Below are 24770 nucleotides of genomic sequence, written 5' to 3' on the forward strand. Positions count from 1 at the left end.
TCAGTCGCGATAGAACACCTGCACCAGGTGATAGCCGAACTTGCTCTTGATCGGCCCATGCACGGTACGCAGGGGTTTCTTGAAGATCACCTGGTCGATGGCGCCCACCATCTGCCCCGGACGAACCTCGCCCAGGTCGCCGCCACGCTTGCCCGAAGGGCAGGTGGAATATTTCTTGGCCAGCACGTCGAACGCCTCGCCCTTGGCGATGCGCTGCTTGAGTTGTTCGGCTTCCTCGGCGGTCTTGACCAGGATATGACGGGCTTGGGCTTTCATTGACGGGTTACCTTGGAACGGTGGGGCTGCTGCCGGGGCGCGCGATTATGCCTGAAATCAACTGGAATGGCCGAGCATGTCGCGCACCCGGTTAGCCAGCAGGTCGAGGGTAAATGGCTTGGCGATCAGGTCCATGCCTTCTTCGAGGAACCCCTGGCGTTCGGCAGCCTTTTCCGCATAGCCGGTCATGAACAGCACCTTGAGTCCGGGGCGATGCTGGCGGGCGATCTCCGCCAACTGCCTGCCGTTCATGCCCGGCAGGCCAACGTCGGTCACCAGCAGGTCGATGCGCAGCGATGACTCCAGCAGCGGCAGGGCCGTCCTGGCGTCGGCCGCCGGGTGCACGGTGTAGCCCAACTCGTCCAGCAGGCTGAGTACCAGCATGCGCACCGCCGGATCGTCCTCGACCACCATCACCGATTCATCGACCGAAGCGGTGGGCGATTGCGGATTGTCCGCTTTCGGCGCTTCCTCGTTGGCCTGGGCGTGAAAGCGCGGCAGGTACAGGCGCACGCAGGTACCTTCACCCGGTGTGCTGTGCAAGGTGACATGCCCACCGGATTGCTGGGCGAAGCCGTAGATCATCGACAGGCCGAGGCCGGTACCCTGGCCGATGGGCTTGGTGGTGAAGAACGGATCGAAAGCCTTGGACATGACCGACGGGCTCATGCCTGTTCCGTTGTCGCTGACGCCGATCATCACGTAGTCGCCAGCATTGACCGGCTCCACCGTACTGATATCGCTGCCGTCGAGGTAACTGTTGGCGGTCTCGATCAGCAGCCTGCCGCCGCCGGGCATCGCGTCGCGGGCGTTGATCACCAGGTTGAGCAGGGCGCTTTCCAACTGCCCGGCGTCAGTGTTGACCGGCCAGACGTCCCGGCCCAGGCGTACCTGCAAATCGATATGCGCACCCTTGGTGCGGCTGAACAGTTCCTCCAGCGACTGCACCAACTGGTTCGGCTCGATGCGCCGGCGGTCCAGCGACTGGCGACGGGAGAAGGCCAGCAGGCGGTGGGTCAGGGCGGCCGCACGCTGTGCGGAGTTGACCGCGGCGTCGGCAAAACGGCCGATCTCGGCGCTGCGTCCGGCGGCGATATAGCGCTGCATCAGGTCCAGGCTGCCGATGATGCCGGTGAGCATGTTGTTGAAGTCATGGGCGATGCCGCCGGTGAGCTGGCCGACGGCTTCCATCTTCTGCGCATGGCGCAGGGCGTCTTCGGCGCGCTCGCGCTCGAACATCTCGTTCTGCAGGCGCTGGTTCGATTCGGCCAGCGCCTGGGTGCGCTGGGCAACACGCTCCTCAAGGGTCTCGTTGAGGTTGCGCAGGGCCTCCTCGGTGCATTTGCGCTCGGTATCGTCGTTGACGAAGATGTAGAAACCATTCACTGCACCGTCCTGGCCGTAGCGCGGCAGGTAGCGCATGGTGGCGTGACGCAGGTTGCCGTCACGGTAGGGTGTGTCGATGCTGAAGCTGCAGGCCTTGCCGGCCAGGGCTCCGGCAATGTAGTCGGCGCGCACCGCATAGGCCTGCTCGCCGAGTACTTCGCGCAGGGTCTTGCCGTAGAGCTCCTGCGGGGTCTTGCCGAACCAGTCGAGGTAGGCACTGTTGTTCAGGCGAAAGCGCTCCTCGCGGTCGACATAGCCGATCAGCGCCGGTACGGCATTGATCACCAGTTGCAGTTCGGTCTGACTCTGGCGCAAGGCCTGTTCACTCTGCTTGCGCTCGGTAATGTCCAGCGCGGCGCCGACGAAGCGTTGGGCGCGTCCGTGAGTGCCCTGGTAGCAGCGGCCACGGGCGTAGACCCAGCGGATCTGGCCGTTGGCCTGGACCCGGTATTCCTCGGCGTGTTCGGTGTTGTTCTCCAGGCAATGCTTGATCCCGCGCGCCACCAGCCCACGGTCTTCCGGGTGCACGCTTTCCATGTACACGCTGAGGGGCGTCTGGGCCGCCAGCGCCGGATCGACGCCATGCAGCCGGGCAAATCGCGCATCGGTGACGAAGCGATCCTGGTCGATGTCCCAATCCCAGGTGCCGAGGGTGCCGGTGGCGGCCATTGCCAGTTGCAGGCGTTCTTCGCTGTCGTGCTGGGCCTTGATGCTGGCTTCGGAGCGTCGCTGCAGTTCCATCGCGCGCAGCCGTCGTTCGTTGAGTTCGATGGCGGTGACCAGGACCCCGGCCACTTCGCCCGATTCGTCGCGCACCGGGCTGTAGGTCAGGTCTAGCCAAAGGTCGCTGTCGCCCTCGGGGCGCTGCAGGATGAACTGCTGCTCCGCCAAGTCGACGCTCCGTCCCTGGGCCACGGCCTGAAGCAATGGTGCGCTAAACTCGAGGTATTCCGGCCAGGCCAGCTCGAACGGTTGGCCAAAGGCCTGGGGATGTTTGTTGCCGGAAAGCCGCGAGAAGCTGTCGTTGTAGATCTGCACCCGTGCAGGTCCCCACATCAGCAGCATCGGCATCGGTGAATGGACAACGAGGTCGGCGGCCGTGCGCAGGCTCTGTGGCCAGTCCCGCTGTGGACCAAGGGCCGTTTGGGACCAGTCCAGGCAAGCAAGCAGCGTGGCGACGTCGTTGTCGGTGGGCAATCCGTTCATAAACCTGCCTTGAAGGTGAAGCTTTGAGTTGCATGGCAGTCTATTATCCCGCCAAGCTGTAGACCGTTGCCAACCTGAAATGACGCCTGGCTGAGCATTTCAACCTCATTCGACTGTATTGCGGACATCGTTGCCATGGAAATCCATGCCTTATTGAAACTCCTTGCCGCCCAGGACGGCTCGGATCTCTACCTGTCGACCGGGGCACCGCCCTGTGCCAAGTTCAACGGCGTACTCAAGCCGCTGGGCACCGACGCACTCAAGGCGGGCGAGGTGGCGCTGATTGCCGACGGTATCATGGACGCCGAACAGCGCCAGCAGTTCGAGCGCGAACTGGAAATGAACCTGGCGCTATCGTTGCCGGGTGTCGGGCGCTTCCGGGTCAATATTTTCAAGCAGCGCAACGAAGTCTCCATCGTCGCCCGGAACATCAAGCTGGAGATCCCCCGTTTCGAAGACCTCAAGTTGCCGCCGATCCTGCTCGAAACCATCATGGAAAAGCGTGGCCTGGTGCTGTTCGTCGGTGCCACCGGCTCGGGCAAGTCGACCTCGCTGGCAGCACTGATCGACTACCGCAACCGGCACAGCAGCGGCCACATCATCACCATCGAGGACCCGGTGGAGTATATCCACCGACACAAGAAGTCGATCATCAACCAGCGGGAAGTGGGGGTCGACACCCGCAGTTTCCACGCCGCGTTGAAAAACACCCTGCGCCAGGCTCCGGATGTGATCCTGATCGGCGAGATCCGCGACCGCGAGACCATGGAACATGCCCTGGCCTTTGCCGACACCGGGCACATGGCGATCTCGACCCTGCACGCCAACAACGCCAACCAGGCCCTGGACCGGATCATCAATTTCTTCCCTGAAGACCGTCGCCCGCAATTGCTCAACGACCTGGGCAACAACTTGCAGGCCTTCGTTTCCCAGCGGCTGGTGCGCACCACCGATGGCAAGCGCCGGGCTGCGGTCGAGGTGATGCTGGGCACGCCGACGATTCGCGATTTCATCAAGCGCAACGAGTTCTCCGAACTCAAGGGCATCATGGAGAAGTCCGAGGTCAGCGGCATGCTGACCTTCGACACGGCGCTGTTCAACCTGGCGGTGGAAGGCGCGATCGACGAGGACGAGGCGCTGAAGAATGCCGACTCGGTAAACAACCTGCGCCTGCGGCTGAAGCTGCACCACGACGGCGCCGCAGTGCAGCAGAAGACCCCGCCGGCACCGCCCGTGGCGGCGCAGGAGCTGGATACCAGGGATTGGGGGCTGGTCGACGACGAAGACATGCCGTCTCATTGACCGATTGGCTGTCCGGGTGCCTCAAGCACGCCGGGGCCTGCCTGCTGTCAGAAATGACAGTTCGAGGTGCCCCTCGTCGTTTTTTCTCTCAAACCACTTGCTGACGGTAGGGCAGGTCCGGCCCGACGCGGCTGCAGGTGATGGCTGCGGCGCTGACGGCGAAGTTCAGCATGGCGTCGATCTGCACTTTCTCCAATTGTTCCAGGCCATGTACCGAGTCCAGTTGATGCTCGGTCAACCAGGTGATCAACGCGGCCTGGAAGGTGTCCCCAGCACCGACGGTATCCGCGACAGGCACCTCGCGGGCGGGCACCGACCAGTGCCCATGACGGCGGCTGTAGACACTGGCGCCTTGCTTGCCACGGGTGAGGAATACCAGCTGGCAGCGCTGTTCCAGCCATTGTCGGGCAATGTCCTGGGGCTCACGGTCGGGGTAGAGCAGGCCCAGGTCCTCGTCGCTGACCTTGATCATGTCGGCGTGGGCAGCCAGTTCCGCGATACGCTGGCGCCACAGTTCGATGTCCGGCTGCGGATTGAGCCGCACGTTGGGATCGAGAGTGATCAGCCGGCGGCCGCTTTCCCGGTGGACCAGGGCCAGCAGGGTGTCGGCGATCGGCTGTACCGCCAGCGAGTACGAGCCAACGTGCAGGCCACGAACCTCGGCGCCGAGGCTGGGCAGGTGCTCCAGTGACAACTGGCGGTCGGCGCAGCCTTCGCCACGGAAACTGTAGTGGGGCGAGCCGTCGGCAGCCACGGCGACCATCGCCAGGGTCGTGGGCGCGTCGAAGTCCCGCAGGTAGTCGGCGCGCACGCCTTCTTCCAGCAGGACCTGCTGCAGGCGGCGCCCCAGGTAGTCGTTGGACAGGCCGGCAAACAGTGCTGCCTCCACGCCCAGGCGGCGCAGGCCCACCGCGACGTTGAATGGCGAACCACCGGCAATCGCCTTGAAATTCACTTTTGCCGCTTGCCCGCTGGCGTCGGGCTCGCTGAAGAAATCGAACAGTGCTTCACCACAGACCAGATACATGGATGCTCACTCTTGAAGGGCCGCGACCTGTTGGCGGTAGCGGTGATAGATCGGTTGATAGGCACTGACATTGGCCGGGATCGGCCGGGTCTCGCTGCCCGTGTCGAGGCTGACGCAACGCTCGCACAGTTCGGCCAGGCCGTGAAGCCTTCCGGACTCGCACCAGGCCGCCTGGATCGCCGCGCCAAGGGCGGCGGCCTCGCCCTGTCCGGTACAGATGACCGGGGCGTCCATGATGTCGGCGACCAGCTGCCGCCACACCGGGCTCTTCGCCCCGCCGCCGATCAGGCGGATGCTCTGGCCTTGCAGGCCGTTGCCGTGCAGCAGGTCGAGGCCATAGCGTAGGCCGAAGGTGGTGCCCTCGACCACCGCGCGGCACAGGTTGGCCTGGGTCAGGTTGGCCAGGGTCAGGCCCAGCAGGCTGCCGCTGGCCTGGGGCAGGGCAGGCACCCGTTCGCCATTGAGGAACGGCAGCATGCTGACGCCATCGGCGCCGATGGGGGCCTGGTTCACCAGGGTATTGAACTCATCGAGCCCAAGCTTGAACAGCTCGCGTACCGCGCCGGTGGCATTGGTCAGGTTCATGGTGCAGATCAGCGGAAGCCAGCCGCCGCTTGAGGCGCAGAAGGCGGCGACCGAGGCGTCCGGGCTGGATGGTGGCTGGTCGGCATAGGCATAGACGGTGCCGGAGGAGCCGAGGCTCATGGTGATGATCCCGGGGTGGATGTTGCCGGTGCCAATGGCGCCCATCATGTTGTCGCCACCGCCGCTGGAAACCACGGCCTGGGGATTGATCCCCAGTTGCCGGGCAATCTCCGGGAGCACCCGGCCTACCGGCTGATGAGCCTCGATCAGCTCCGGCAGGGCCGCCTCCAGGCGACCGCCAGGGTCGATATGGTGCAGCAGCGGCAGGTCCCAGCAGCGCTTGCGTACATCGAAATAGCCCGTGCCGGAAGCATCGCCATATTCGGCGCAAGCACGACCGGTCAGCCAGTAGTTGAGATAGTCATGGGGCAGCAGGACATGGGCGATGCGGGCGAACAGATCCGGGTGCTGCTCCTTCGTCCAGAGCAGCTTGGATACGGTGTAGCCGGGTGCGATCACCAGGCCGAGACGAGTGAGCGAGCCTGGCTCTCCGCCCAGGTAGTTCAGCAACTGTTGGTTCTGCGGGGTGCTTTCGGTGTCGCACCAGAGCTTGGCCGGGCGCAGGACCTGGCCTTGCTCGTCGAGCAGTACCAGACCGTGCTGTTGGCCGGAGACACCGAGGCCGAGGATGGCCTGGCCGTCGATCTGTGCCGCGCGCAAGGCCTGGCGGGTGGCCTGGATGAAAGCTTCCAGCCACTGCCCGGTGTCCTGCTCGCGGCGACCATTGGCGCCGCTGATCAGTTCATGGGGTGCCGAGCCCTCGCCCAGCACCCGGCCGCTGATGCTGTCGAGAACAAGCGCCTTGGTGCCTTGGGTGCCGCAGTCGATGCCGAGGTAGAGTTTCTGGTTCATGGTGGTGCCTGGCAGTTGGGGCTGGATCGCAGGGGTCAGATCCGCGCCAGCAAGCGTTCCAAGGTTTTGCTCACACCGACTTCGCGCAGGCTGTTGTAGCAGCTCTTGAAGGCGGTGACGAAAGCCTTGGACTTCGGAATCGCCGTACCGAAGATCTCTTCCACGCCCAGCAGGCGCTGCGCGATCAGGGTGTCGTCGGTGACCAGCGCCTGGCAGAACTCGGCGCGTGGATCGGGAATACGGTAGCGTACGCCGTTCTCGTCGACACCCTTGAGATACAGCGCCCAGGCCGCCACCACCAGCGCCGCGCGCTCGGTTTCGCGGCCATCGGCGACCAGCCGGTTGATGGTCGGCACGGTGAACTTGGGAAATTTCGACGAGCCATCGGAGCACACCCGTTCCAGCTGGTCGGCAATCGCCTGGTTGGAGAAGCGCTCGACCAGGGTGTTCTTGTAGTCGTGCAGGTCGATGCCTGGCACTGGCGCCAGTTGCGGGGTCACGTCCAGGTCCATGTAGGCACGCATGTAGGCAACGAACAGCGGGTCGTTCATGGTCTCGTGGACGAAGCGGTAGCCCTTGAGGAAGCCCAGGTAGGTGAGCGCCAGGTGACTGCCGTTGAGCAGCTTGATCTTCATTTCCTCGTAGGGCGTGACGTCGTCGGTGAACTGTACGCCGACCTTTTCCCAGGCTGGCCGGCCGTTGACGAACTTGTCTTCCAGCACCCACTGCACGAAAGGTTCGCAGACCACCGGCCAGGCATCGTCGATGCCGTGTTCGTCGTGCAGTTGCAGGCGATGGGCGGAACTGGTCATCGGCGTGATGCGGTCGACCATGGCATTGGGGAAGCTTACATTGGCGGCGATCCAGTCATGCAACCCGGCATCGCGCAGCGCGGCGAAGGCCAGCAGCGCCTTGCGGGTCACCGCGCCGTTGTGTGGCAGGTTATCGCAGGACATCAGGGTAAATGCCGGAATGCCATTGGCCCGGCGCTTGGCCAGGGCGGCACAGAGAAAGCCGAAGACTGTCTGGGGCACCTCGGGATGGTTCAGGTCATGCTGGATCTGCGGCAGGTTGGCCATGAACTCGCCGTTGCTGTCGTCGATGCAGTAGCCACCTTCGGTGATGGTCAGCGAAACGATGCGGATGTCGGCCGAGGCCAGCTTGTCGATGATTGCCTGGGCGCTGTCCTGGGCCAGCAGCATGCCGCTGATGGCGGCAATGACCCGGGTTTCAGTGTCGTCGCCGTCACCCAGTTCGTAGAGGGTGTAGAGGTGGTCCTGGGCCGCCAGGGCGTCACGCACGCCTTGGTCCTCGCGGCGCAGGCCGATGCCGCAGATGCTCCAGTCGTGGCCTTCGCCGAGGTTCATCAGGGCGTCGGTGTAGTAGGCCTGGTGGGCACGATGGAAGCCGCCGACGCCGATGTGGGCGATGCCTTGGCGGGTATTGCTCGCCACGTAGCCGGGCAGGGCGACTTGCGGGGACAGGTTGTGCAGGTTCTGTTTGTTCAGGTTCATTGCGGGGTTCTCTTGATCAGGCCGCGGCACGCAGCGCACGGGGCAACGCAATGCCGTCGGCATCGAAAAGGTGGCAGTGGTCGCTGTCCAGGTGCAGTTCGAGGGTTTCGCCATACTGGCTGGCCAGGTCGCCGCGGATGCGCATGGTCAGCGCTTCGCCGGATTGGGTGCGGACGTGGCAGTAGGTATCGCTGCCCAGGCGTTCGCCGACATCGGCGGTGACCCGCAGCACGCAGTCGCCGGGCTTGGCGAGCTCCAGGTGTTCCGGGCGGATGCCGAGGGTCACCGGGCTGCCGACGTTGAGGCTGGCGCCACTCTGCGCCAGGCTGATGCGTGTACCGGCGTCCAGCTCGACCTCACAGCCCTGGCCGTCGACACGGCTGACCTTGCCCTTGAGGAAACCCATCTTCGGCGTGCCAAGAAAACCGGCGACAAACAGGTTGACCGGCGAGTGGTACAGCTCCAGGGGCGAGCCGACCTGTTCGACCCGCCCGCCATTGAGCACCACCACCTTGTCGGCGAGGGTCATGGCTTCGACCTGGTCGTGGGTCACGTAGATCATGGTTGCCTGCAACTCCTTGTGCAGACGTGCCAGCTCCAGGCGCATCTGCACCCGCAGCGCGGCGTCGAGGTTGGACAGTGGCTCGTCGAACAGGAAGATCTTCGGGTTGCGCACGATGGCCCGGCCGATGGCAACGCGCTGACGCTGGCCACCGGAGAGTTGCTTGGGCTTGCGTTCGAGCAGCGGCCCGAGTTCGAGGGTGCGCGCGGCCTCGTTGACCTTGCGCTCGACTTCGGCCTTGGCCACTCCGGCCAGGTCCAGGGCGAAGGACATGTTCTTGCGTACGCTCATGTGCGGATACAGGGCGTAGGTCTGGAACACCATTGCCAGGTCGCGCTTGGCCGGGCTGACCTCGGTGATGTCGCGCCCGTCCAGCTCGATGGTACCGGAGGTGACTTCCTCCAGGCCGGCGATCAGCCGCAGCAGGGTCGACTTGCCGCAACCGGACGGACCGACGAAGACCACGAACTCGCGGTCGCGCACTTCCAGGTCGATGCCCTTGATGATGGAGAGGCCTTCGAAGCCCTTTTGCAGATGCTTGATTTTCAGATTGGCCATGGTGTGTTTCCTCGATTGTTTGGCAGAACACCGGCTCCTACACGGACCGTGTTGTATTCATTTACTTCACGGCACCGAAGGACAGGCCGCGTACCAGCTGTTTCTGGCTGATCCAGCCAAAGATCAGGATCGGTGCGCAGGCCAGGGTCGAGACTGCGGACAACTTGGCCCAGAACAGGCCCTCGGGGCTGGAGTAGGACGCGATCAGGGCCGTCAGTGGCGCCGCGTTGGAGGAGGTCAGGTTCAATGACCAGAAGGCTTCGTTCCAGCACAGGATCAGCGACAGCAGCAGGGTCGAGGCCAGGCCGCCCTTGCTGATCGGCAGCAGCACCCGCAGCATTTCCTGCAGCAGCGTGGCGCCGTCGAGGCGAGCGGCTTCGAGTATGTCCCGGGGGATGTCCTTGAAGTAGGTGTACACCATCCAGACCACGATCGGCAGGTTGATCAGGGTGTAGATCACGATGAGCGCCAGGCGGGTGTCGAGCAGGTTGAACGACTTGGCCAGCAGGTAGATCGGCATCAGCACGCCCACTGGCGGCAGCATCTTGGTGGAGAGCATCCACAACAGTGTGCGCTTGGTCCGCTGGGTTTCGTAGAACGCCATGGAGTACGCGGCCGGCACTGCGATCAGCAGGCACAGTGCGGTGGCGCTGAAGGAAATCACCACCGAGTTCCAGGCGAAACGCAGGTAGCCGCTGCGCTCCTGGATATGCAGGTAGTTCTCCAGGGTCGGGCTGAAGATGAATTGCGGCGGCGTTGCAAAGGCGTCGATCTCGCTCTTGAAGCTGGTCAGTACCATCCAGAAGATCGGGAAGAAGATCAGCAGGGCAATGGTCCAGGCCAGGATGCCGAGCAGCACGCTCTGCAGGCGGCGCGATTGTTTGAGGGTCAGGGTCATGGCGCGGGCCTCAAGGCTTGTCAGTCAGGTTTTTGCCGAGCATCCGCACCAGGATGATCGCGGCGATGTTGGCGATGACCACGGCGATCAGGCCACCGGCGGAAGCCATGCCGACGTCGAACTGGACCAGTGCCTGGTTGTAGATCAGGTAGGCGAGGTTGGTCGAGGCATAGCCGGGGCCACCATTGGTGGTAGTGAAGATCTCGGCGAACACCGACAGCAGGAAGATGGTTTCGATCATCACCACCACGGCGATGGGCCGGGCCAGGTGTGGCAGGGTCAGGTGCCAGAAGATCGCCAGTGGGCCGGCGCCGTCCAGGCGTGCGGCTTCCTTCTGTTCCTGGTCGAGGGACTGCATGGCGGTCATCAGGATCAGGATGGCGAAGGGCAGCCATTGCCAGGAGACGATGATGATGATCGACAGCAACGGATAGTGCGCCAGCCAGTCCACCGGCTCGGCGCCGAACAGCCGCCAGACCGCAGCGAGCACGCCCGAGACCGGGTGGAACAGCAGGTTCTTCCAGATCAGCGCGCCAACCGTCGGCATGATGAAGAACGGCGATATCAGCAGCACCCGGACGATGCCGCGACCGAGGAATTCACTGGCTTCCAGCAGGGCCGAGATCAGCACGCCGAACACCACGCTGATCAGCAGTACGCTGCCCACCAGCAACAGGGTATTGGCGGCGCCGGGCAGGAAGCCTGAGTCGGTGAGGAAGTAGCTGAAGTTCTCCAGCCCGACGAAGTTGTTTTCGCCGGGGTAGAGCAGGTTGTAGCGGATCAGCGAAAAGTACAGGGTCATGCCCAGTGGCACGATCATCCACAGCAGCAACAGGGCCACCGAGGGGCTGACGAGGAACCAGCCAGGGTTGCGCAGACGGCTTTTGCGCAGCGGCTGGGGGGTGTCCATATGGGCTTTTACAGTAGTGGTATTCATGGTGTTCAAAACCGCTTGGGGGCAGGGAGCAGGTCTTGTGTAGGAGCAGGGCTTGCTCGCGAAGGGTGCGACTCGGTATTCCCGGCATAGCGTGTTGCCTGGACCGATGTCTTCGCGGGCAAGCCCTGCTCCTGCAGGTCAGCCTCTACTTGGGATAGCCTGCGCGCTTCATCTCGCGTTCAGTGCTCTGTTGGGCCGCGGCCAGGGCCTGGTCGACCGTGGTCTGGCCGATCAGCGCAGCGGAGAACAACTTGCCGACCTGGGTGCCAATGGCCTGGAACTCGGGAATGGTCACCAGCTGGATGCCGACGTAGGGCACCGGCTTGGCGCTCGGGTCTTTCGGGTTGGCCGTCTTGAGCGATTCCAGGGTAATTTTCGCGAACGGTGCAGCCTGCATGTAGGCGTCGCTGTAGGTCGAGGCACGGGTGCCTGGCGGGACGTTGGCGATACCGTCCTCCTTGGCCACCAGTGCCGCGTATTCCTTGGAGGTGGCCCAGCTGCTGAAGGTCTTCGCTGCATCCTTGGCCTTGGAACTGGTGGGAATCGCCAGCGCCCAGGAGTAGAGCCAGGCCGAGCCTTTCTCGGTGACCTGGTGTGGCGCGTAGGTGAAACCGACGTGGTCGGCGACCTTGCTCTGGCTCTTGTCGGTGACGAATGAACCGGCGACGCTGGCATCGACCCAGATCGCGCACTTGCCACTGTTGAACAGCGCGAGGTTCTCGTTGAAACCGTTGCTCGACGCGCCGGGCGGTCCGGCTTTCTTCATGGTGGTGACATAGAAGTTCAGGGCATTCTTCCATTCACTGCCGGTGAATTCCGGCTGCCACTTCTCGTCGAACCAGCGGGCGCCGTAGGCGTTGGCCACGGTGGTGACCAGCGCCATGTTCTCGCCCCAGCCGGCCTTGCCGCGCAGGCAGATGCCGTATTGTTCCTTGTCCGGATGATTGAGCTTGGCGGCGAACTCGCCGATCTGCTCCCAGGTCGGCCGCTCGGGCATGGTCAGGCCGGCGTCCTTGAACAGGTCGGTACGGTAGTAGGTCATGGAGCTTTCGGCGTAGAACGGCAGGGCGAACAGGGTGCCCTTGACCGAAAGGCCGTCGCGTACCGAAGGAAACACGTCGTCGATGTCGTAGGCAGCGGGCAGGTTGTTCATCGGTTCCAGCCAACCCTTGGCACCCCACAGTGCGGCCTCGTACATGCCGATGGTGAGTACGTCGAACTGGCCGCCCTGGGTGGCGATGTCGGTGGTCAGGCGCTGGCGCAGGACGTTCTCTTCCAGAACCACCCAGTTCAGCTTGATCTCCGGGTGTTCGGCCTCGAAGGTCTTCGACAGCTTCTGCATGCGGATCATGTCGCTGTTGTTGACGGTGGCGATGGTCAGGGTCTGGGCACCCAGACTGACGCCGCTGACGGTCAGGCAGGTGGAGACGAGCAGAGCTTTTGCTATGGCTTTCATCGAACACTCCTCTTCTTGGCGCCAGGTGACGCTCGAAGGTCGGTTTATTGTTTTTGTATCTTCCGGTGTCGAGGAAGAATCTGTGGCTGATTACAGCCTCCAATCGCCGAACAGACAAATCCTTGACGACACTGCAATCGATACTTTTTTGCACTCGATGGGTAGGGCGTGGCTTGCTGAAACCGTGGTTCGACCGCTCAAGGTCGGGATTGTCGGGTAGTTCGGTCAGAGGTAAATCCGTACAGGATTCTTGCGAAAAAAGCTGGAAACGCCCCGAATGGGGCGCCCGGAGGGGTCAGCCGTGGTTCTGCTCGGTCAGGCGTTGCACTGCAAGACGACGGTAGTGGGAGGGTGTCATGCCCTTGAGTTGCTGGAAGCGCCGGTTGAAGTTGGAAATGTTGTTGAAGCCCGATTCGAAGCACACATCGGTGACCGGCTTGTCGCCATCGACCAGCAATTCGCAGGATTTGCTGATGCGCAGGCGATTGACGAACTCGACGAAGCAGCGTCCGGTGGCCTGCTTGAACACCCTGGAAAAGTAGGTGGGCTTCATCCCCAGGTAGTCGGCGACCTCTTCAAGCGGCAGCTCGCGGGCGTAGTGGGCGAAAATGTAGTCGACAGCCCGGTTGGTGCGATCGATGTTGTTTTCGTCGGCCAGTTGCGGGGTAGTGACCCCGGAGAGCAGTTGGTAGTCGTCGCAGGCGCTGAGCAATTCCAGCAGGATCAGGAAGTGCCCCAGGCGCGTCACGCCCTGGGAGTCGGCGATGCGTTGCATCAGTTGCGCCGCCTGGCCGATCGTGTCCTTGCAGCGGAATTCGATGCCGTACTGGGCCCGCTCCAGCAGGGGGGCCAGGGTTTTCAGCTCGGCGAAGATCTGGTGGCCTTCCTCGAACAGTTCGTCGGTGAAGTTCACCAGCATGTCGCGCTTGGGCACCACCTCGTCTTCGGCCACCTGGCTGATCCAGTTGTGCGGCAGGTTGGGGCCGGTGAGAAACAGGGTCTGCGGGTGGAAGTTGCCGATGTAGTCGCCGATGAACACCTTGCCGGAGCTGGCGACGATCAGGTGCAGCTCGTATTCCTTGTGGAAATGCCAACGCACCAGCGGGCAGGGAAAGCCGTGCTGGCGATAAATGATGGAGAGGCCGTTATGGTCGTCCATCAATTCATAGGAGGGGTCGGTGATGCGGGTTGTTCGAGTCATGGCAAGCGCTTTTATTATTATTGCAGTCCGATAATGCCTCCTTCGTCGGCTGTCTGCCAACCTTGCGCCGTGGTTCGGATAAGCTGAAACAGTCTGTCCTGCGTCTTTCGGCCCCATTTCCAGGAGCGAAACAGTGAAGAGCGTTCTATTGATCGGCATTGGTTCCGGCCACCCGGAACAGATCACCCTCCAGGCGATCAAGGCCCTGAATCGTGCCTCGGTCTTCTTTCTGCTGGACAAGGGCCGGGCCAAGGAAGAGTTGGTCAATCTGCGCAAGGACATTTGCGAACGCTACATCGAGCAGCCGGGTTATCGCCTGGTACAGGTCAGCGACCCGCTGCGCGAGGACAATGAGGACTCGTACGAGGCCGGCGTCGAGCGCTGGCATGCGCAGCGCGCCGCTCTGTTCGCCCGGTTGATCGACGAGGAGTTGGGCGAGGATGAGTGTGGTGCTTTCCTGATCTGGGGTGAGCCGGCACTGTACGACAGTACCCTGCGGGTGCTGGATCGGATCGTCGCCCTCGGTGGGCCGGCGTTCGAGGTCGAGGTGATTCCTGGCATCAGCAGTGTCCAGGCGCTGGCAGCCCGGCATCGGGTGCCGTTGAACCGGATCGGCGAACCGATCCGCATCACTACCGGGCGGCGCCTGGCCGCAGAGGATCTGGACAATGTGGTGGTCATGCTCGATGCCCACTGCGCCTTTGGCCAATTTGTCGACCAGGCATTGGAAATCTACTGGGGCGCCTACCTGGGTACCGAGGATGAGCTGCTGGTCAGTGGCAAACTGCATGAGGTGCAGGGAAAGATCCGCGAGTTGCGTGAGGCAGCCAGGCAGCGCAAGGGCTGGATCATGGACACTTATCTGCTGCGTCGTCCGCTGAAACCGTAGTATCAAGCCAGGTGGCAGTCATTTGGCGATATTTCCGGTATTTCTAAGAGACACTTCTTACGGAGAAGGAGGGCGTTGTCGTTTAGTGTCCGCAGACCCTGAAAAATCCTGGGAGATCCCTGTGGAATGCCATGCGCCTCGTACTAGATATTGATCGACTTCGCTGCCTGTTCCTGACATGGAGCCTGTGCCTGTCCAGCTTGCCGGTTGTCGGGCAGCCGCTGGTCGAACTGCCCTACAGTGGCGGCGTCTTCAGCATCGATCCTTCGACTCTCGAAGTGACCCTGCACCGGGACGCGGCCCCGGCCTCGTTGCTCAGTGCGGCCGCTTTTCCCGACACGGCGCGGAGTAGTGCACCCATTGGCCGCAGTTGGCAAATCAGCAATGGCTCCGAGCGATTCCTGGTCGAGGCCGGCATCGAGCAGGATGCCTTGCGCCTGTCGATCCGTGCAGAACAACCGGGCCTTCTGGAATGGCCGCGGCCGGTGGAAGCCCTGGCCATCAAGGCGCATGCGCTTCCGTTCGGCGAAGGAGCCTACGTGCCTGGCGAGGATAGCCAATGGCTGGACTGGCTGCTGCGGCGTTACGAGCCCGATGCCCTGAACGCCCTGCTGTCGATGCCATTCTGGACTGAGCTGCGTGCCGACCATTCGATCACCTGGTTGATCGAGACGCCGTTCGACACCCGTTTCGGCATCGTCGCGCAGGAGGCACGACCCTTGCCGCGGGTCAGCCACGAATTCAATCGACTGGCCAAGGGGGCGCCATTCACCGTCAGCATCAAGGTCGGTCCTGCGGATCCCCTGCATGGCGCGCGCTTCTATCGCCAATGGCTGGAAACCCATGACCACCTGGTTTCGTTGAAGCAGAAAATCGCCCGCCAGCCCCTGGTTGCCAGGCTCGGCGGCGCGCCGCATATCTATCTGTGGGATGCCGGCCCGTTGAAGGCGGCGGACATCACCGATTGGCCGGTATTCCTGAGGGCCTTCGCCGCACGTCGGAGTGATAGGGAGCACCTGGCATCGAAACTCTGGGACGCGTTCGATCCTGTAACGCGTGCCAGCTTCGAGTCGGCGCTGCAGGAGGCCGGGAGCGGCTGGGGCGGGGTGCTGGCTTACCGCCAGCGCGAGCTGACCCGTGCGCTCAACGCGGCGTTGCAGGCGGTGCTGCCGCTGGTGCCGGTCGATCCGTTGCCAGGCAATCATGACCCGGCGGCCAATGTGGCCTGGGGGCAAAGCGTTCGCAGCCATCTGCTCGAGGCGTTCGGCCCCTGGCTGGCCGAGCCCCGACGCTGGGGCGGCGGCCTGTCTCTCGACACCGTGGAGGCCTTGCGCAAGGCCGAACTCACCAGCGCCTGGCTGGGCGCGGATGACTGGCGTGATGCGTTGTGGCATCCGGAGGCGGTGCAGGCGGCCAAGGCGGCGGGTTACCTGGTGGCGGTCTATGACAGTTATGGCAGCGCCCACCCCTCCAACCTGCGGGCAACCTGGGCCACGGCGCAAATGGGCGACGAACTGGCGGCCGCGGGATACCGCGACAGCCGGGGCGAAAAGGTCCGCGGGTTCAATGGCCGGGGCGTGTATGTCAATTCGCGGGCCGTCGAGCCCTACGCGCAGCGGCGTATCGCCGCGGTGGCACGTGGGGCCCGGCTGAACAGCTATTTTCTCGATGTCGATGCCGCCGGTCCCGAACTGAAGGACTACACGCCGGGATGGGAAACCAGCGAGCGCGAGGATGCCGAAGCGCGCTGGCGCCGGCTGCAATACCCCACTCGCGAGCTGGGCCTGGTGACGGGCAGCGAGGGCGGCATCGCCTTCTACGTGCCTGGCATCGCCTACAGCCATGGTATCGCCACCCAGCCGTTTGCCTGGATGGACCCGGATATCGGCAAGAACAAGCAATCGCCTTTCTACCGTGGCGGCTATTGGCCGCCGGAAAACCCGGACCTGTATTTCAAGCCGGTGCCACTCAAGCCTTCGATTGCCCGTTTCGTGACTTCGGCGCAGTTTCGCCTGCCGCTGTATCAACTGGTGTTCCACGACAGCCTGGTCAGCACCCACCACTGGGAATATGGCTCGCTGAAGTTTTCCAGCGAGAAGGAAACCACGGCGCTCCTGCAACTGCTGTACATGGTGCCGCCGCTGTATCACCTCAATGACCAGGTACTGGCGCGCGACCTGCCGTTCATTCGCGCCTATGACAAGGTGTTCCGGCCGTTGCACGAACGACTGTTCACCGAGCGCATGAGCGATTTCCAGGTGCTTTCGCAGGATCGCCAGGTGCAGCGCGCCTCGTTCAGCGACGGCACGTTGATTACGGTGAACTTCTCCAGGAAAACCGCCCGCTCGCCGGAGGGGCGGCTGTTGCCACCGCGTTCGGCGCTGGTCCTGGCACCGGGCAAGGTTCTGCAACTGATCGAGGTGGCCAGGCTGTTCCCGTCATCCGCCTGAACCTCAGGGCTTGCGGTTCTTCGCCTCGATCCACTGGGCCATGTACTGGGTACTCTTGTGGTGATGGTGGCGCAGCATTGCGCCGGTGAAGTTGTTGCGCCGATGCTCGGTCAATTGTTGCCGCGTCTGCTGGATACGTTCCACCAGCGCCGGGCTGTGCTGGCGCCGGTCGTAGCGGGCAGCCAGCAACGCCCGCCCATCAACCTGGGCCTGTTGCCAGGCCAACGGGTCCTGGTACAGCCGGACGGCGGAGCGCGCCAGGGCCTCGGCGCTGGTTTCGATGGCGCCCGGCCAGGGCAAGGCACCCTGCATGGCTTCGGCGCCGATCGGCGTGGTGACATTCGGGGTACCACAGAGCATGGCATCGGCGAGCTTGCCCTTGATTCCGGCGCCGAAACGCAGCGGTGCCAGGCAGATCCGCGCCGCGCTCATCACCTGCAGGGCGTCTTCGGCCCAGTTCTGCACGTGAAAGCCCTGGGCCGGGTTGTGCAGCGCGGTGGCCTTGGGCGGCGTGTAGGCGCCGTAGACATGCAGTTGCGCGCTGGGCAGTTGTTGGCGGATCAGCGGCCAGACGGTGGTTTTCATCCAGAGCACCGCATCCCAGTTCGGTGCGTGGCGGAAGTTGCCGATGCTGAGAAAATGCGCGCGCTCCTCGAAGGCCCGGAACGTGTCCGGCTGGTCGACCATCAACGGGCACCAGTGCAGCAACGCTGGCGGTAGCCGGAACTGCTCGGTCAGCAGGCGGATCTCGACGTCGGAAATCATCAGGCTCAGGTCCGAGCGGTAGATCGCCGCGATTTCCCGCTGGGCCTGGTCGGTGTCGCTCATCTGCTGGAAGACTTCGGGGAGGTCGGGAGCGAACAGCCCGCTGAAGTCATTCGGGTCCTGGTCGACTTTCAGGCGTTCCTTGAGTTGCTGCTGGCGGGCGTCGCGCAGGCTTTGCAGGTCCGAGGTTTCCAGTACGCGGAGGGCACCGGGGCAGTGCTTCTCGACCCGCCAGCCGAACTGCTCCTCCATCATGAACCGGTCGAACAGCACCACATGCGGCTGCAGGGCGCTGATGAAGGTGTCGAAACTGCTGTCGTTGAGCTCGATGGCCTGTTCGTCGATGCCCAGGCTGAGCAGGTCGGCCTTGTGTTCACCGACACTGGCAGGGCTGGCGAAGGTGATGCGCCAGCCGGCCTCGAGGAAGCTTTCGAGAATCTGCATCATGTGCCCGCCGGCCGCCGAGGAGCGAGGTTCGGGCCAGACATAACCGATGACCAGGACGGTGGTGGTGTCGGTGGCACTCATGGGCGGCGATTCCTTGAAACGGGCAGGGCGGGAGAAAGGGGGCGCAATTAAACCACAGCGGCCGTCGAGATTGACCTGCCTGCGCGCACTGCGTAGCCTTGCAGGTTCGAGGTTCTTCGGCGTCTGGTCGAAGCTAAGATGGGAACGCGGCAAGCCGCGGCTGCCCCCGCAACTGTAAGCGGTACGAGTGTCTTGCCTGGCCACTGCCCCTCGGGGTGGGAAGGCGCAAGACCCGGTGATCGAGCGACTGCCGAACACCCGGCCGCAAGCCAGGAGACCTGCCTCGTGACAGAATTTCACTTAAACCGGGCGGGGTGATCCGGTGGCGAACATACCCGCGCCTGTTCCGGGCGGCGGTTCTCGTCCCGCATGCCCGCTATTTTTGCCAAGGGGCATCCCGATGAAAACACTGGCCAAGCTTCCCGTCACCATCGTCACCGGCTTCCTCGGCTCGGGCAAGACCACCTTGCTGCGGCATATGCTGGACAACGCCCAGGGCCGCCGTATCGCAGTGATCGTCAACGAGTTCGGCGAGCTGGGCATCGACGGCGAGATCCTCAAGCAGTGCTCCATCGGGTGCACCGAGGAAGAGGCGGTAGGCCGCGTGTTCGAACTGGCCAACGGCTGCCTGTGCTGCACCGTGCAGGAAGAGTTCTTCCCGGTGATGCGCGAACTGGTGGCGCGTCGCGGCGATCTTGACCACATCCTCATCGAAACCTCTGGCCTGGCGCTGCCCAAGCCGCTGGTCCAGGCTTTCCAGTGGCCGGAAATCCGCAGTGCCTGCACCGTCGATGCGGTGATCACCGTGGTCGACAGCCCGGCAGTGGCCGCCGGCACCTTCGCCGCGTTCCCCGACCAGGTGGACGCCCAGCGCAAGCTCGACCCGAACCTGGATCACGAGTCGCCGCTGCATGAATTGTTCGCCGACCAACTGTCCAGCGCCGACCTGGTGATTCTCAACAAGACCGACCTGATCGCCCCGGAAGACCTGGCCAGGGTCCGTCTGGAAGTGGCCGAGGAACTGCCGCCAGCGGTGAAAGTCATCGAGGCCAGCAGCGGTCGCCTGCCGCTGGACGTCCTGCTGGGTATCGGTGCCGGCTCCGAGGAGCACATTGATGGTCGCCACAGCCACCATGACCACCACCATGACGGCGATGATCATGACGACCACGATCACGACGCCTTTGATTCGATCTCCATCGACCTGCCGCAAGCCGACGAAAGCCTGCTGCTCGATGCCCTGACGCAACTGGTGGTCAAGCACGGCATCCTGCGGGTCAAGGGCTTTGCGGCGATCCCGAACAAGCCGATGCGCCTGCTGATCCAGGGCGTGGGCACCCGTTTCGACAAGCACTTCGACCGCGCCTGGGGCGCCGATGAGCCGCGCGTCACCCGCCTGGTACTGATTGGCCAGGAACTGGATGCAGCCCTGCTCGAATCGACGCTGCGCACCGCGCTGACGGCCTGACCCCATGCATCTGCTCAGGACCCAGCCCGGCGGTTTCGTGTCGGATGACAACATCGCCGACCTTGGACAAACCCCCGCCGAGCTGGTGATCCTGTGCAGCGGCGACTCCAGCCTGGCATTGCTCGCCGAAGCGGCGCAGCAACTGCCGGACGATTATCCGAGCCTGCGCCTGGCCAACCCGATGCAGGTCCAGAATCATGCCTCGGTCGACCTCTATGTCGACCAGGTGCTGCAACACGCCAAGGTGATCCTGCTGTCGTTGCACGGCGGTATCGGCTATTGGCGTTACGGCATCGAGCGTCTGGTGCAACTGGCCGAGCGCGGCGTGACGCTGATCCTGGTGCCGGGCGACGACCGTCCCGACCCGGAACTGAGCGCCCTGGGTAACGTCCCGGCGGCTGAAGCCGAACGGCTCTGGCACTTCCTGCGCCAGGGCGGCCTGGGCAATGCCCTGCAGTTGTTCAATTGCCTGGCCAGCCGCTGGCTGGGGCGTGACTACCCCTGGCAGGCGCCTCGGGCGCTGCCGCGCACGGCGATCTACCACCCGCGCGTGGTCGATGCACAACTGGCTGATTGGCGCAGCAACTGGCAGGCCGACTGGCCGGTGGCGGCGCTGCTGTTCTATCGCTCGCACCTGCAGGCGGCCAACACCGCCTTTGTCGATGTGTTCTGCCAGCGTTTGCAGGCGGCCGGGCTGAACCCGTTGCCGATCGCCGTGGCCAGTCTCAAGGAGCCAGGTTGCCTGGCGGTGGTCGAGGACTGGCTGGACGAGGTGGCGGCGGCGGTGATCCTCAACACCACCGGCTTTGCCCAGTCGACGCCCGAGGCTCCGCACCTGCGACCGTTCCGTCGTGACATCCCGGTGATCCAGGCGATCTGCGCCCAGGACAACGAGCCCGGCTGGCAAGCCAGCGAGCAGGGCCTGGGACCGCGGGACCTGGCGATGCACATTGCCTTGCCGGAGCTGGACGGGCGGATCATCAGCCGGCCCATCAGCTTCAAGGACCTGGCCTGGCGCAGCGAGCGTAGCCAGAGTGACGTGGTCTGCTACCGCGCCCAGCCCGAGCGCATGGACTTCGTCGCCGAGCTGGCGCGGCGCTGGGTCGAGCTGGCGCGGCTGGACAACGGCGACAAGCGTATCGCCCTGGTCCTGGCCAACTACCCGACCCGCGACGGGCGCATCGGTAACGGCGTCGGCCTGGACACACCGGCTGCGGCGCTGAATATCCTGCGGGCGTTGCAGGACAAAGGCTATCCGGTGGGTACCGAACTGCCCGAGAGTGGCACCGGCCTGATCCAGGCCTTGCTCGGTGGTGTCAGCAACGACCTCGACAGCCTTGATTTGCGCCCCTGCCAGCAAAGCCTGGCGCTAGCCGAGTACCAGGCGCTGTTCGAGCAACTGCCCGAGGCCAATCGCCAGGCGGTGTTGGCGCGTTGGGGCGCGGCGGAAAACGACCCGATGTTCCGCGAGGGGCGGATGATGGTCGCCGGGCTGCGCCTGGGCCTGACCTTCGTCGGCATCCAGCCGGCCAGGGGTTACCAGATCGATCCGAGTGCGGTCTACCACGATCCGGACCTGGTGCCGCCCCATGGCTACCTGGCGTTCCATTTCTGGCTGCGGCATCGGTATGGCGCCCACGGCGTGATTCATGTCGGCAAGCATGGCAACCTGGAGTGGCTGCCGGGCAAGGGTGTCGGCCTGTCGGAAAACTGCTGGCCGGATGCGCTGCTGGGACCGTTGCCGAACCTCTATCCGTTCATCGTCAACGATCCGGGAGAGGGCGCCCAGGCCAAGCGGCGGACCCAGGCGGTGATCATCGACCACCTGATGCCACCGCTGACCCGCGCCGAAACCTACGGCCCGTTGCGCGACCTGGAATTGCTGGCCGACGAATACTACGAAGCGCAACTGCTCGACCCGCGCCGCGCCCGTGAATTGCAGCGCGATATTCTCAAGCTGGTGCGCGACACACAGATCGACCGTGAGCTGCAACTGGATGCCGGGCTCGACAGCGACGCCGACGCGGCCATCTGGCTGCCGCGCCTGGACACCTACCTCTGCGACCTCAAGGAGTCGCAGATCCGCGATGGCCTGCACGTGTTCGGCGAATCACCCCAGGGGCGGTTGCGCATCGATACCTTGCTGGCTCTGCTGCGCATTCCCCGTGGCGATGGCCGAGGCGCCCAGTCGAGCCTGCTGCGGGCCCTGGCCAAGGCCTTCGAACTGGGTTTCGACCCGCTCGACTGTGCCCTGGCCGAGTCCTGGACCGGCCCTCGTCCGGCGTTGCTGTGTGCCCTCGACGAGGCGACCTGGCGCACTGCCGGCGATAGCCGCGAACGCCTGGAACTGTATGCCGCCATGCTGATCGAGCAGTCCCTGGCAGGTGTTGCCGAACTGCCGGACAGCGAGCCTTGGACCGACGTGCGCAGCATCATCGAGGGCCTCCTGGACCATGTAGCGCCGCGCCTCGACGCCTGCGGACCTGCTGAAATGCAAGGCCTGCTGGCTGCCCTCGACGGGCGCTTCGTCCCGGCTGGCCCGAGCGGCGCACCCAGCCGCGGGCGCCTGGATGTATTGCCGACCGGGCGCAACTTCTTTTCCGTGGACGTGCGCAACCTGCCGACCACCACGGCCTGGCGCATAGGCTTTCAGTCGGCCAGCCTGATTCTCGAACGGCACCTGCAGGATCACGGCGATCATCTGCGCCAGCTCGGCCTGTCGGTCTGGGGCACGGCGACCATGCGCACCGGCGGCGATGACATCGCCCAGGCCATGGCGCTGATGGGCGTGCGTCCGGTCTGGGCCACGGGCAGTCAGCGGGTCGATGACTTCGAGATCCTGCCACTGAGCCTGCTGGACCGTCCGCGGGTGGACGTGACCCTGCGGGTTTCCGGTTTCTTCCGCGATGCGTTCGCCAACCTGATCCGCCTGTTCGACGCAGCGGTACAGGCGGTGGCTGCGCTGGATGAACCCGAGGACATGAACCCGCTCGCCGCTCGGGTACGCCAGGAGCGTGAACAGTTGCAGGCCGACGGCCTGGATGCCGAGCAGGCCGCCCGCCAGGCCGGTTGGCGGATTTTCGGTGCCAAGCCGGGCGCCTATGGTGCCGGCGTACAGAACGCCATCGATGGGCGCCTGTGGCAGAGCCGCGAGGACCTGGCCGAGGTCTACCTGAATTGGGGCGGCTACGCGTATGGCGGCTCGGACGAAGGCACGGCGGCCCGCGAGCTGTTCGCCCGGCGCCTGAGCCAGGTCCAGGCGGTGTTGCAGAACCAGGACAACCGCGAGCACGATCTGCTCGATTCCAATGACTACTACCAGTTCCAGGGCGGCATGCTCGCGGCCGTGGAAAGCCTCAGTGGCGAAACCGCAGCCAGTTATCACGGCGACCATAGCCAACCCGACCTGCCGAAGATCCGTACGCTGAAGGAAGAACTGAACCGGGTGATCCGCTCCCGGGCGGCCAATCCGAAGTGGATCGAGGGGGTCAAGCGACATGGCTACAAGGGCGCGTTCGAACTGGCGGCGACGGTAGACAACCTGTTTGCCTTCGATGCCACCAGCCACCTGATCGACGATCACCAGTACGCCTTGCTGGCCGATGCCTATCTGCTGGATGCCGATACCCGTGAATTCGTCCGCGAGCACAATCCCCATGCACTGCGTGACATGACCGAGCGAATGCTGGAAGCCCAGCAGCGCGGGCTGTGGAGCGAGCCGGGGGAATACCGCGAGGCGCTGGAAAACCTGCTGCTCGATATTGAAGAAGATTGTTGAGGTCTATGCCCCATGAGTGACTCCCCGCATTTCCCGCTGTCGGCGGTGGTCGGTGCCGATGCGCTGAAACTGGCGCTATGCCTGACCGCCATCGACCCGAAGATCGGCGGTGTGCTGATCGAGGGTCCGCGCGGCATGGCCAAGTCGACCCTGGCCCGCGGCCTGGCCGACCTGCTGGCCAGCGGGCAGTTCGTCACCTTGCCGTTGGGCGCCACCGAGGAGCGCCTGGTCGGTACTCTCGACCTGGATGCCGCACTGGGCGAGGGGCGGGCGCAGTTTTCCCCCGGCGTGCTGGCCAAGGCCGACGGCGGCGTGCTGTATGTCGATGAAGTGAACCTGCTGGCCGATCATCTGGTGGACCTGCTGCTCGATGTTGCGGCGAGCGGCACCAATCTGGTCGAGCGCGATGGCATTTCCCACCGCCACTCGGCGCGCTTCGTGCTGATCGGCACGATGAACCCCGAGGAAGGTGAGCTACGCCCACAACTGCTCGATCGCTTCGGCCTGAATGTCGCCTTGAGCGGCCAGCCACAGCCGGTCGAGCGTACGCAGATCATTCGTCGGCGGCTGGACTTCGACAGTGACCCGCAGGCTTTCTGTGCCCGGTGGGCGCCAGAACAGCAGGCCTTGCGCGAGCGTTGCGAGCAGGCGCGGACGTTACTGGCGCACATCGAACTGGATGATCGGGCGATGACGGCGATCAGCGAGCGCTGTTTTGCCGCTGGCGTCGATGGCTTGCGTGCCGATCTCGTCTGGCTGCGCGCGGCGCGTGCCCATGCGGCCTGGCGCGGTGCGCGGCAGATCGCCGACGAGGATATCGAGGCAGTCGCCGAGTTTGCCCTGCGCCACCGGCGACGGGAGAACCCGCCGGCGACTTCGACAAGCAGGCCTGCCGATGCCCCCGAGAGCCAGTCGAACCCGGCACAGGGTACAGAGCAAGGCCAGGGGCAGTGGGGTGAACTACCGGCCAAGGCCATGGCGGTGGGGGCTCGTCGGGACATTCCGAGCTGGCCAAAAAAGCCCTAGGCATTCGCCCTCGATTCAAGCCGGGGGCGAATGCCAGAACCGGTGC

At 64.1% G+C, this 24770-nt stretch carries 18 protein-coding genes and 1 riboswitch; of the genes, 7 read left to right on the top strand and 11 right to left on the bottom strand.

The window, feature by feature from the left end; genetic code table 11:
* Together AC6I6U_RS18065 and AC6I6U_RS18070 are read right to left on the bottom strand one after the other, a co-directional pair.
* Positions 1–276: a peptidylprolyl isomerase gene (locus AC6I6U_RS18065; protein WP_007932676.1), complete on the bottom strand. Its 276-nt coding sequence runs from the start codon at positions 274–276 to the stop codon at positions 1–3.
* A gap of 57 nt (positions 277–333) precedes the next feature.
* Entirely contained in the window at positions 334–2868 is a 2535-nt protein-coding gene (locus AC6I6U_RS18070) for a PAS domain-containing hybrid sensor histidine kinase/response regulator (RefSeq protein ID WP_497877396.1), read from the bottom strand.
* A 135-nt stretch (positions 2869–3003) separates the two neighbouring features.
* Between AC6I6U_RS18070 and AC6I6U_RS18075 the strand changes: the two genes are divergently transcribed.
* On the top strand, positions 3004–4170 hold the full coding sequence (locus AC6I6U_RS18075) for a PilT/PilU family type 4a pilus ATPase (RefSeq protein WP_497877397.1): 1167 nt from the start codon (positions 3004–3006) through the stop codon (positions 4168–4170).
* Between the two features lie 88 nt (positions 4171–4258).
* Here the strand turns inward: AC6I6U_RS18075 and AC6I6U_RS18080 are convergent, their stop codons facing one another.
* The 7 genes from AC6I6U_RS18080 to AC6I6U_RS18110 all read right to left on the bottom strand — a co-directional run bounded on the left by AC6I6U_RS18080 (position 4259) and on the right by AC6I6U_RS18110 (position 12619).
* Positions 4259–5197: a carbohydrate kinase family protein gene (locus AC6I6U_RS18080; RefSeq protein ID WP_497877398.1), complete on the bottom strand. Its 939-nt coding sequence runs from the start codon at positions 5195–5197 to the stop codon at positions 4259–4261.
* Positions 5198–5203: 6 nt separating this feature from the next.
* On the bottom strand, positions 5204–6694 hold the full coding sequence (xylB, locus tag AC6I6U_RS18085; RefSeq protein WP_497877399.1) for a xylulokinase: 1491 nt from the start codon (positions 6692–6694) through the stop codon (positions 5204–5206).
* A 35-nt stretch (positions 6695–6729) separates the two neighbouring features.
* The gene (locus AC6I6U_RS18090) at positions 6730–8208 is read right to left on the bottom strand and encodes a mannitol dehydrogenase family protein (protein ID WP_497877400.1); all 1479 of its coding nucleotides are present in this window, start codon (positions 8206–8208) and stop codon (positions 6730–6732) included.
* A gap of 16 nt (positions 8209–8224) precedes the next feature.
* A complete protein-coding gene (locus tag AC6I6U_RS18095; protein ID WP_497877401.1) occupies positions 8225–9328 on the bottom strand; it encodes an ABC transporter ATP-binding protein in 1104 nt (367 codons plus the stop codon).
* A gap of 61 nt (positions 9329–9389) precedes the next feature.
* Positions 9390–10226, bottom strand: coding sequence for a carbohydrate ABC transporter permease (locus AC6I6U_RS18100; RefSeq protein ID WP_497877402.1), 837 nt, complete (start codon positions 10224–10226; stop codon positions 9390–9392).
* A 10-nt stretch (positions 10227–10236) separates the two neighbouring features.
* The gene (locus AC6I6U_RS18105; protein WP_497877403.1) at positions 10237–11163 is read right to left on the bottom strand and encodes a carbohydrate ABC transporter permease; all 927 of its coding nucleotides are present in this window, start codon (positions 11161–11163) and stop codon (positions 10237–10239) included.
* Between the two features lie 145 nt (positions 11164–11308).
* Positions 11309–12619, bottom strand: coding sequence for an ABC transporter substrate-binding protein (locus tag AC6I6U_RS18110; protein WP_497877404.1), 1311 nt, complete (start codon positions 12617–12619; stop codon positions 11309–11311).
* On the opposite strand from AC6I6U_RS18110, the gene AC6I6U_RS18115 reads away from it, so the two are divergent.
* Positions 12609–12839 carry a hypothetical protein gene (locus AC6I6U_RS18115; RefSeq protein ID WP_497877405.1) on the top strand — a complete coding sequence of 77 codons (231 nt, stop codon included), beginning with the start codon at positions 12609–12611 and terminating at the stop codon, positions 12837–12839. The genes AC6I6U_RS18110 and AC6I6U_RS18115 overlap by 11 nt on opposite strands.
* Before the next feature lie 75 nt (positions 12840–12914).
* Here AC6I6U_RS18115 and AC6I6U_RS18120 read toward each other — a convergent pair whose 3' ends face one another.
* The gene (locus AC6I6U_RS18120) at positions 12915–13820 is read right to left on the bottom strand and encodes a helix-turn-helix domain-containing protein (RefSeq protein ID WP_497877406.1); all 906 of its coding nucleotides are present in this window, start codon (positions 13818–13820) and stop codon (positions 12915–12917) included.
* A gap of 133 nt (positions 13821–13953) precedes the next feature.
* Here AC6I6U_RS18120 and cobF point away from each other — a divergent pair, with 133 nt between their 5' ends.
* Together cobF and AC6I6U_RS18130 are read left to right on the top strand one after the other, a co-directional pair.
* Entirely contained in the window at positions 13954–14709 is a 756-nt protein-coding gene (gene cobF / locus AC6I6U_RS18125) for a precorrin-6A synthase (deacetylating) (protein WP_497877407.1), read from the top strand.
* Between the two features lie 131 nt (positions 14710–14840).
* On the top strand, positions 14841–17159 hold the full coding sequence (locus AC6I6U_RS18130; protein WP_497877408.1) for a glycoside hydrolase: 2319 nt from the start codon (positions 14841–14843) through the stop codon (positions 17157–17159).
* A 3-nt stretch (positions 17160–17162) separates the two neighbouring features.
* On the opposite strand, the gene AC6I6U_RS18135 is transcribed toward AC6I6U_RS18130, so the two are convergent.
* Entirely contained in the window at positions 17163–18452 is a 1290-nt protein-coding gene (locus tag AC6I6U_RS18135) for a glycosyltransferase (RefSeq protein WP_497877409.1), read from the bottom strand.
* A gap of 92 nt (positions 18453–18544) precedes the next feature.
* Positions 18545–18752: riboswitch (cobalamin riboswitch) on the top strand.
* Positions 18753–18852: 100 nt separating this feature from the next.
* Between AC6I6U_RS18135 and cobW the strand changes: the two genes are divergently transcribed.
* From cobW to AC6I6U_RS18150, 3 genes are read left to right on the top strand one after another with little or no spacing between them, the layout of a single operon-like run.
* Entirely contained in the window at positions 18853–19920 is a 1068-nt protein-coding gene (cobW, locus tag AC6I6U_RS18140; protein WP_497877410.1) for a cobalamin biosynthesis protein CobW, read from the top strand.
* 4 nt (positions 19921–19924) lie between these two features.
* Entirely contained in the window at positions 19925–23698 is a 3774-nt protein-coding gene (gene cobN / locus AC6I6U_RS18145) for a cobaltochelatase subunit CobN (protein ID WP_497877411.1), read from the top strand.
* 12 nt (positions 23699–23710) lie between these two features.
* Entirely contained in the window at positions 23711–24724 is a 1014-nt protein-coding gene (locus tag AC6I6U_RS18150) for a magnesium chelatase ATPase subunit I (RefSeq protein WP_497877412.1), read from the top strand.
* Positions 24725–24770: the final 46 nt, after the last annotated feature.

The organism is Pseudomonas sp. UTLPPB19802, assembly GCF_059730225.1.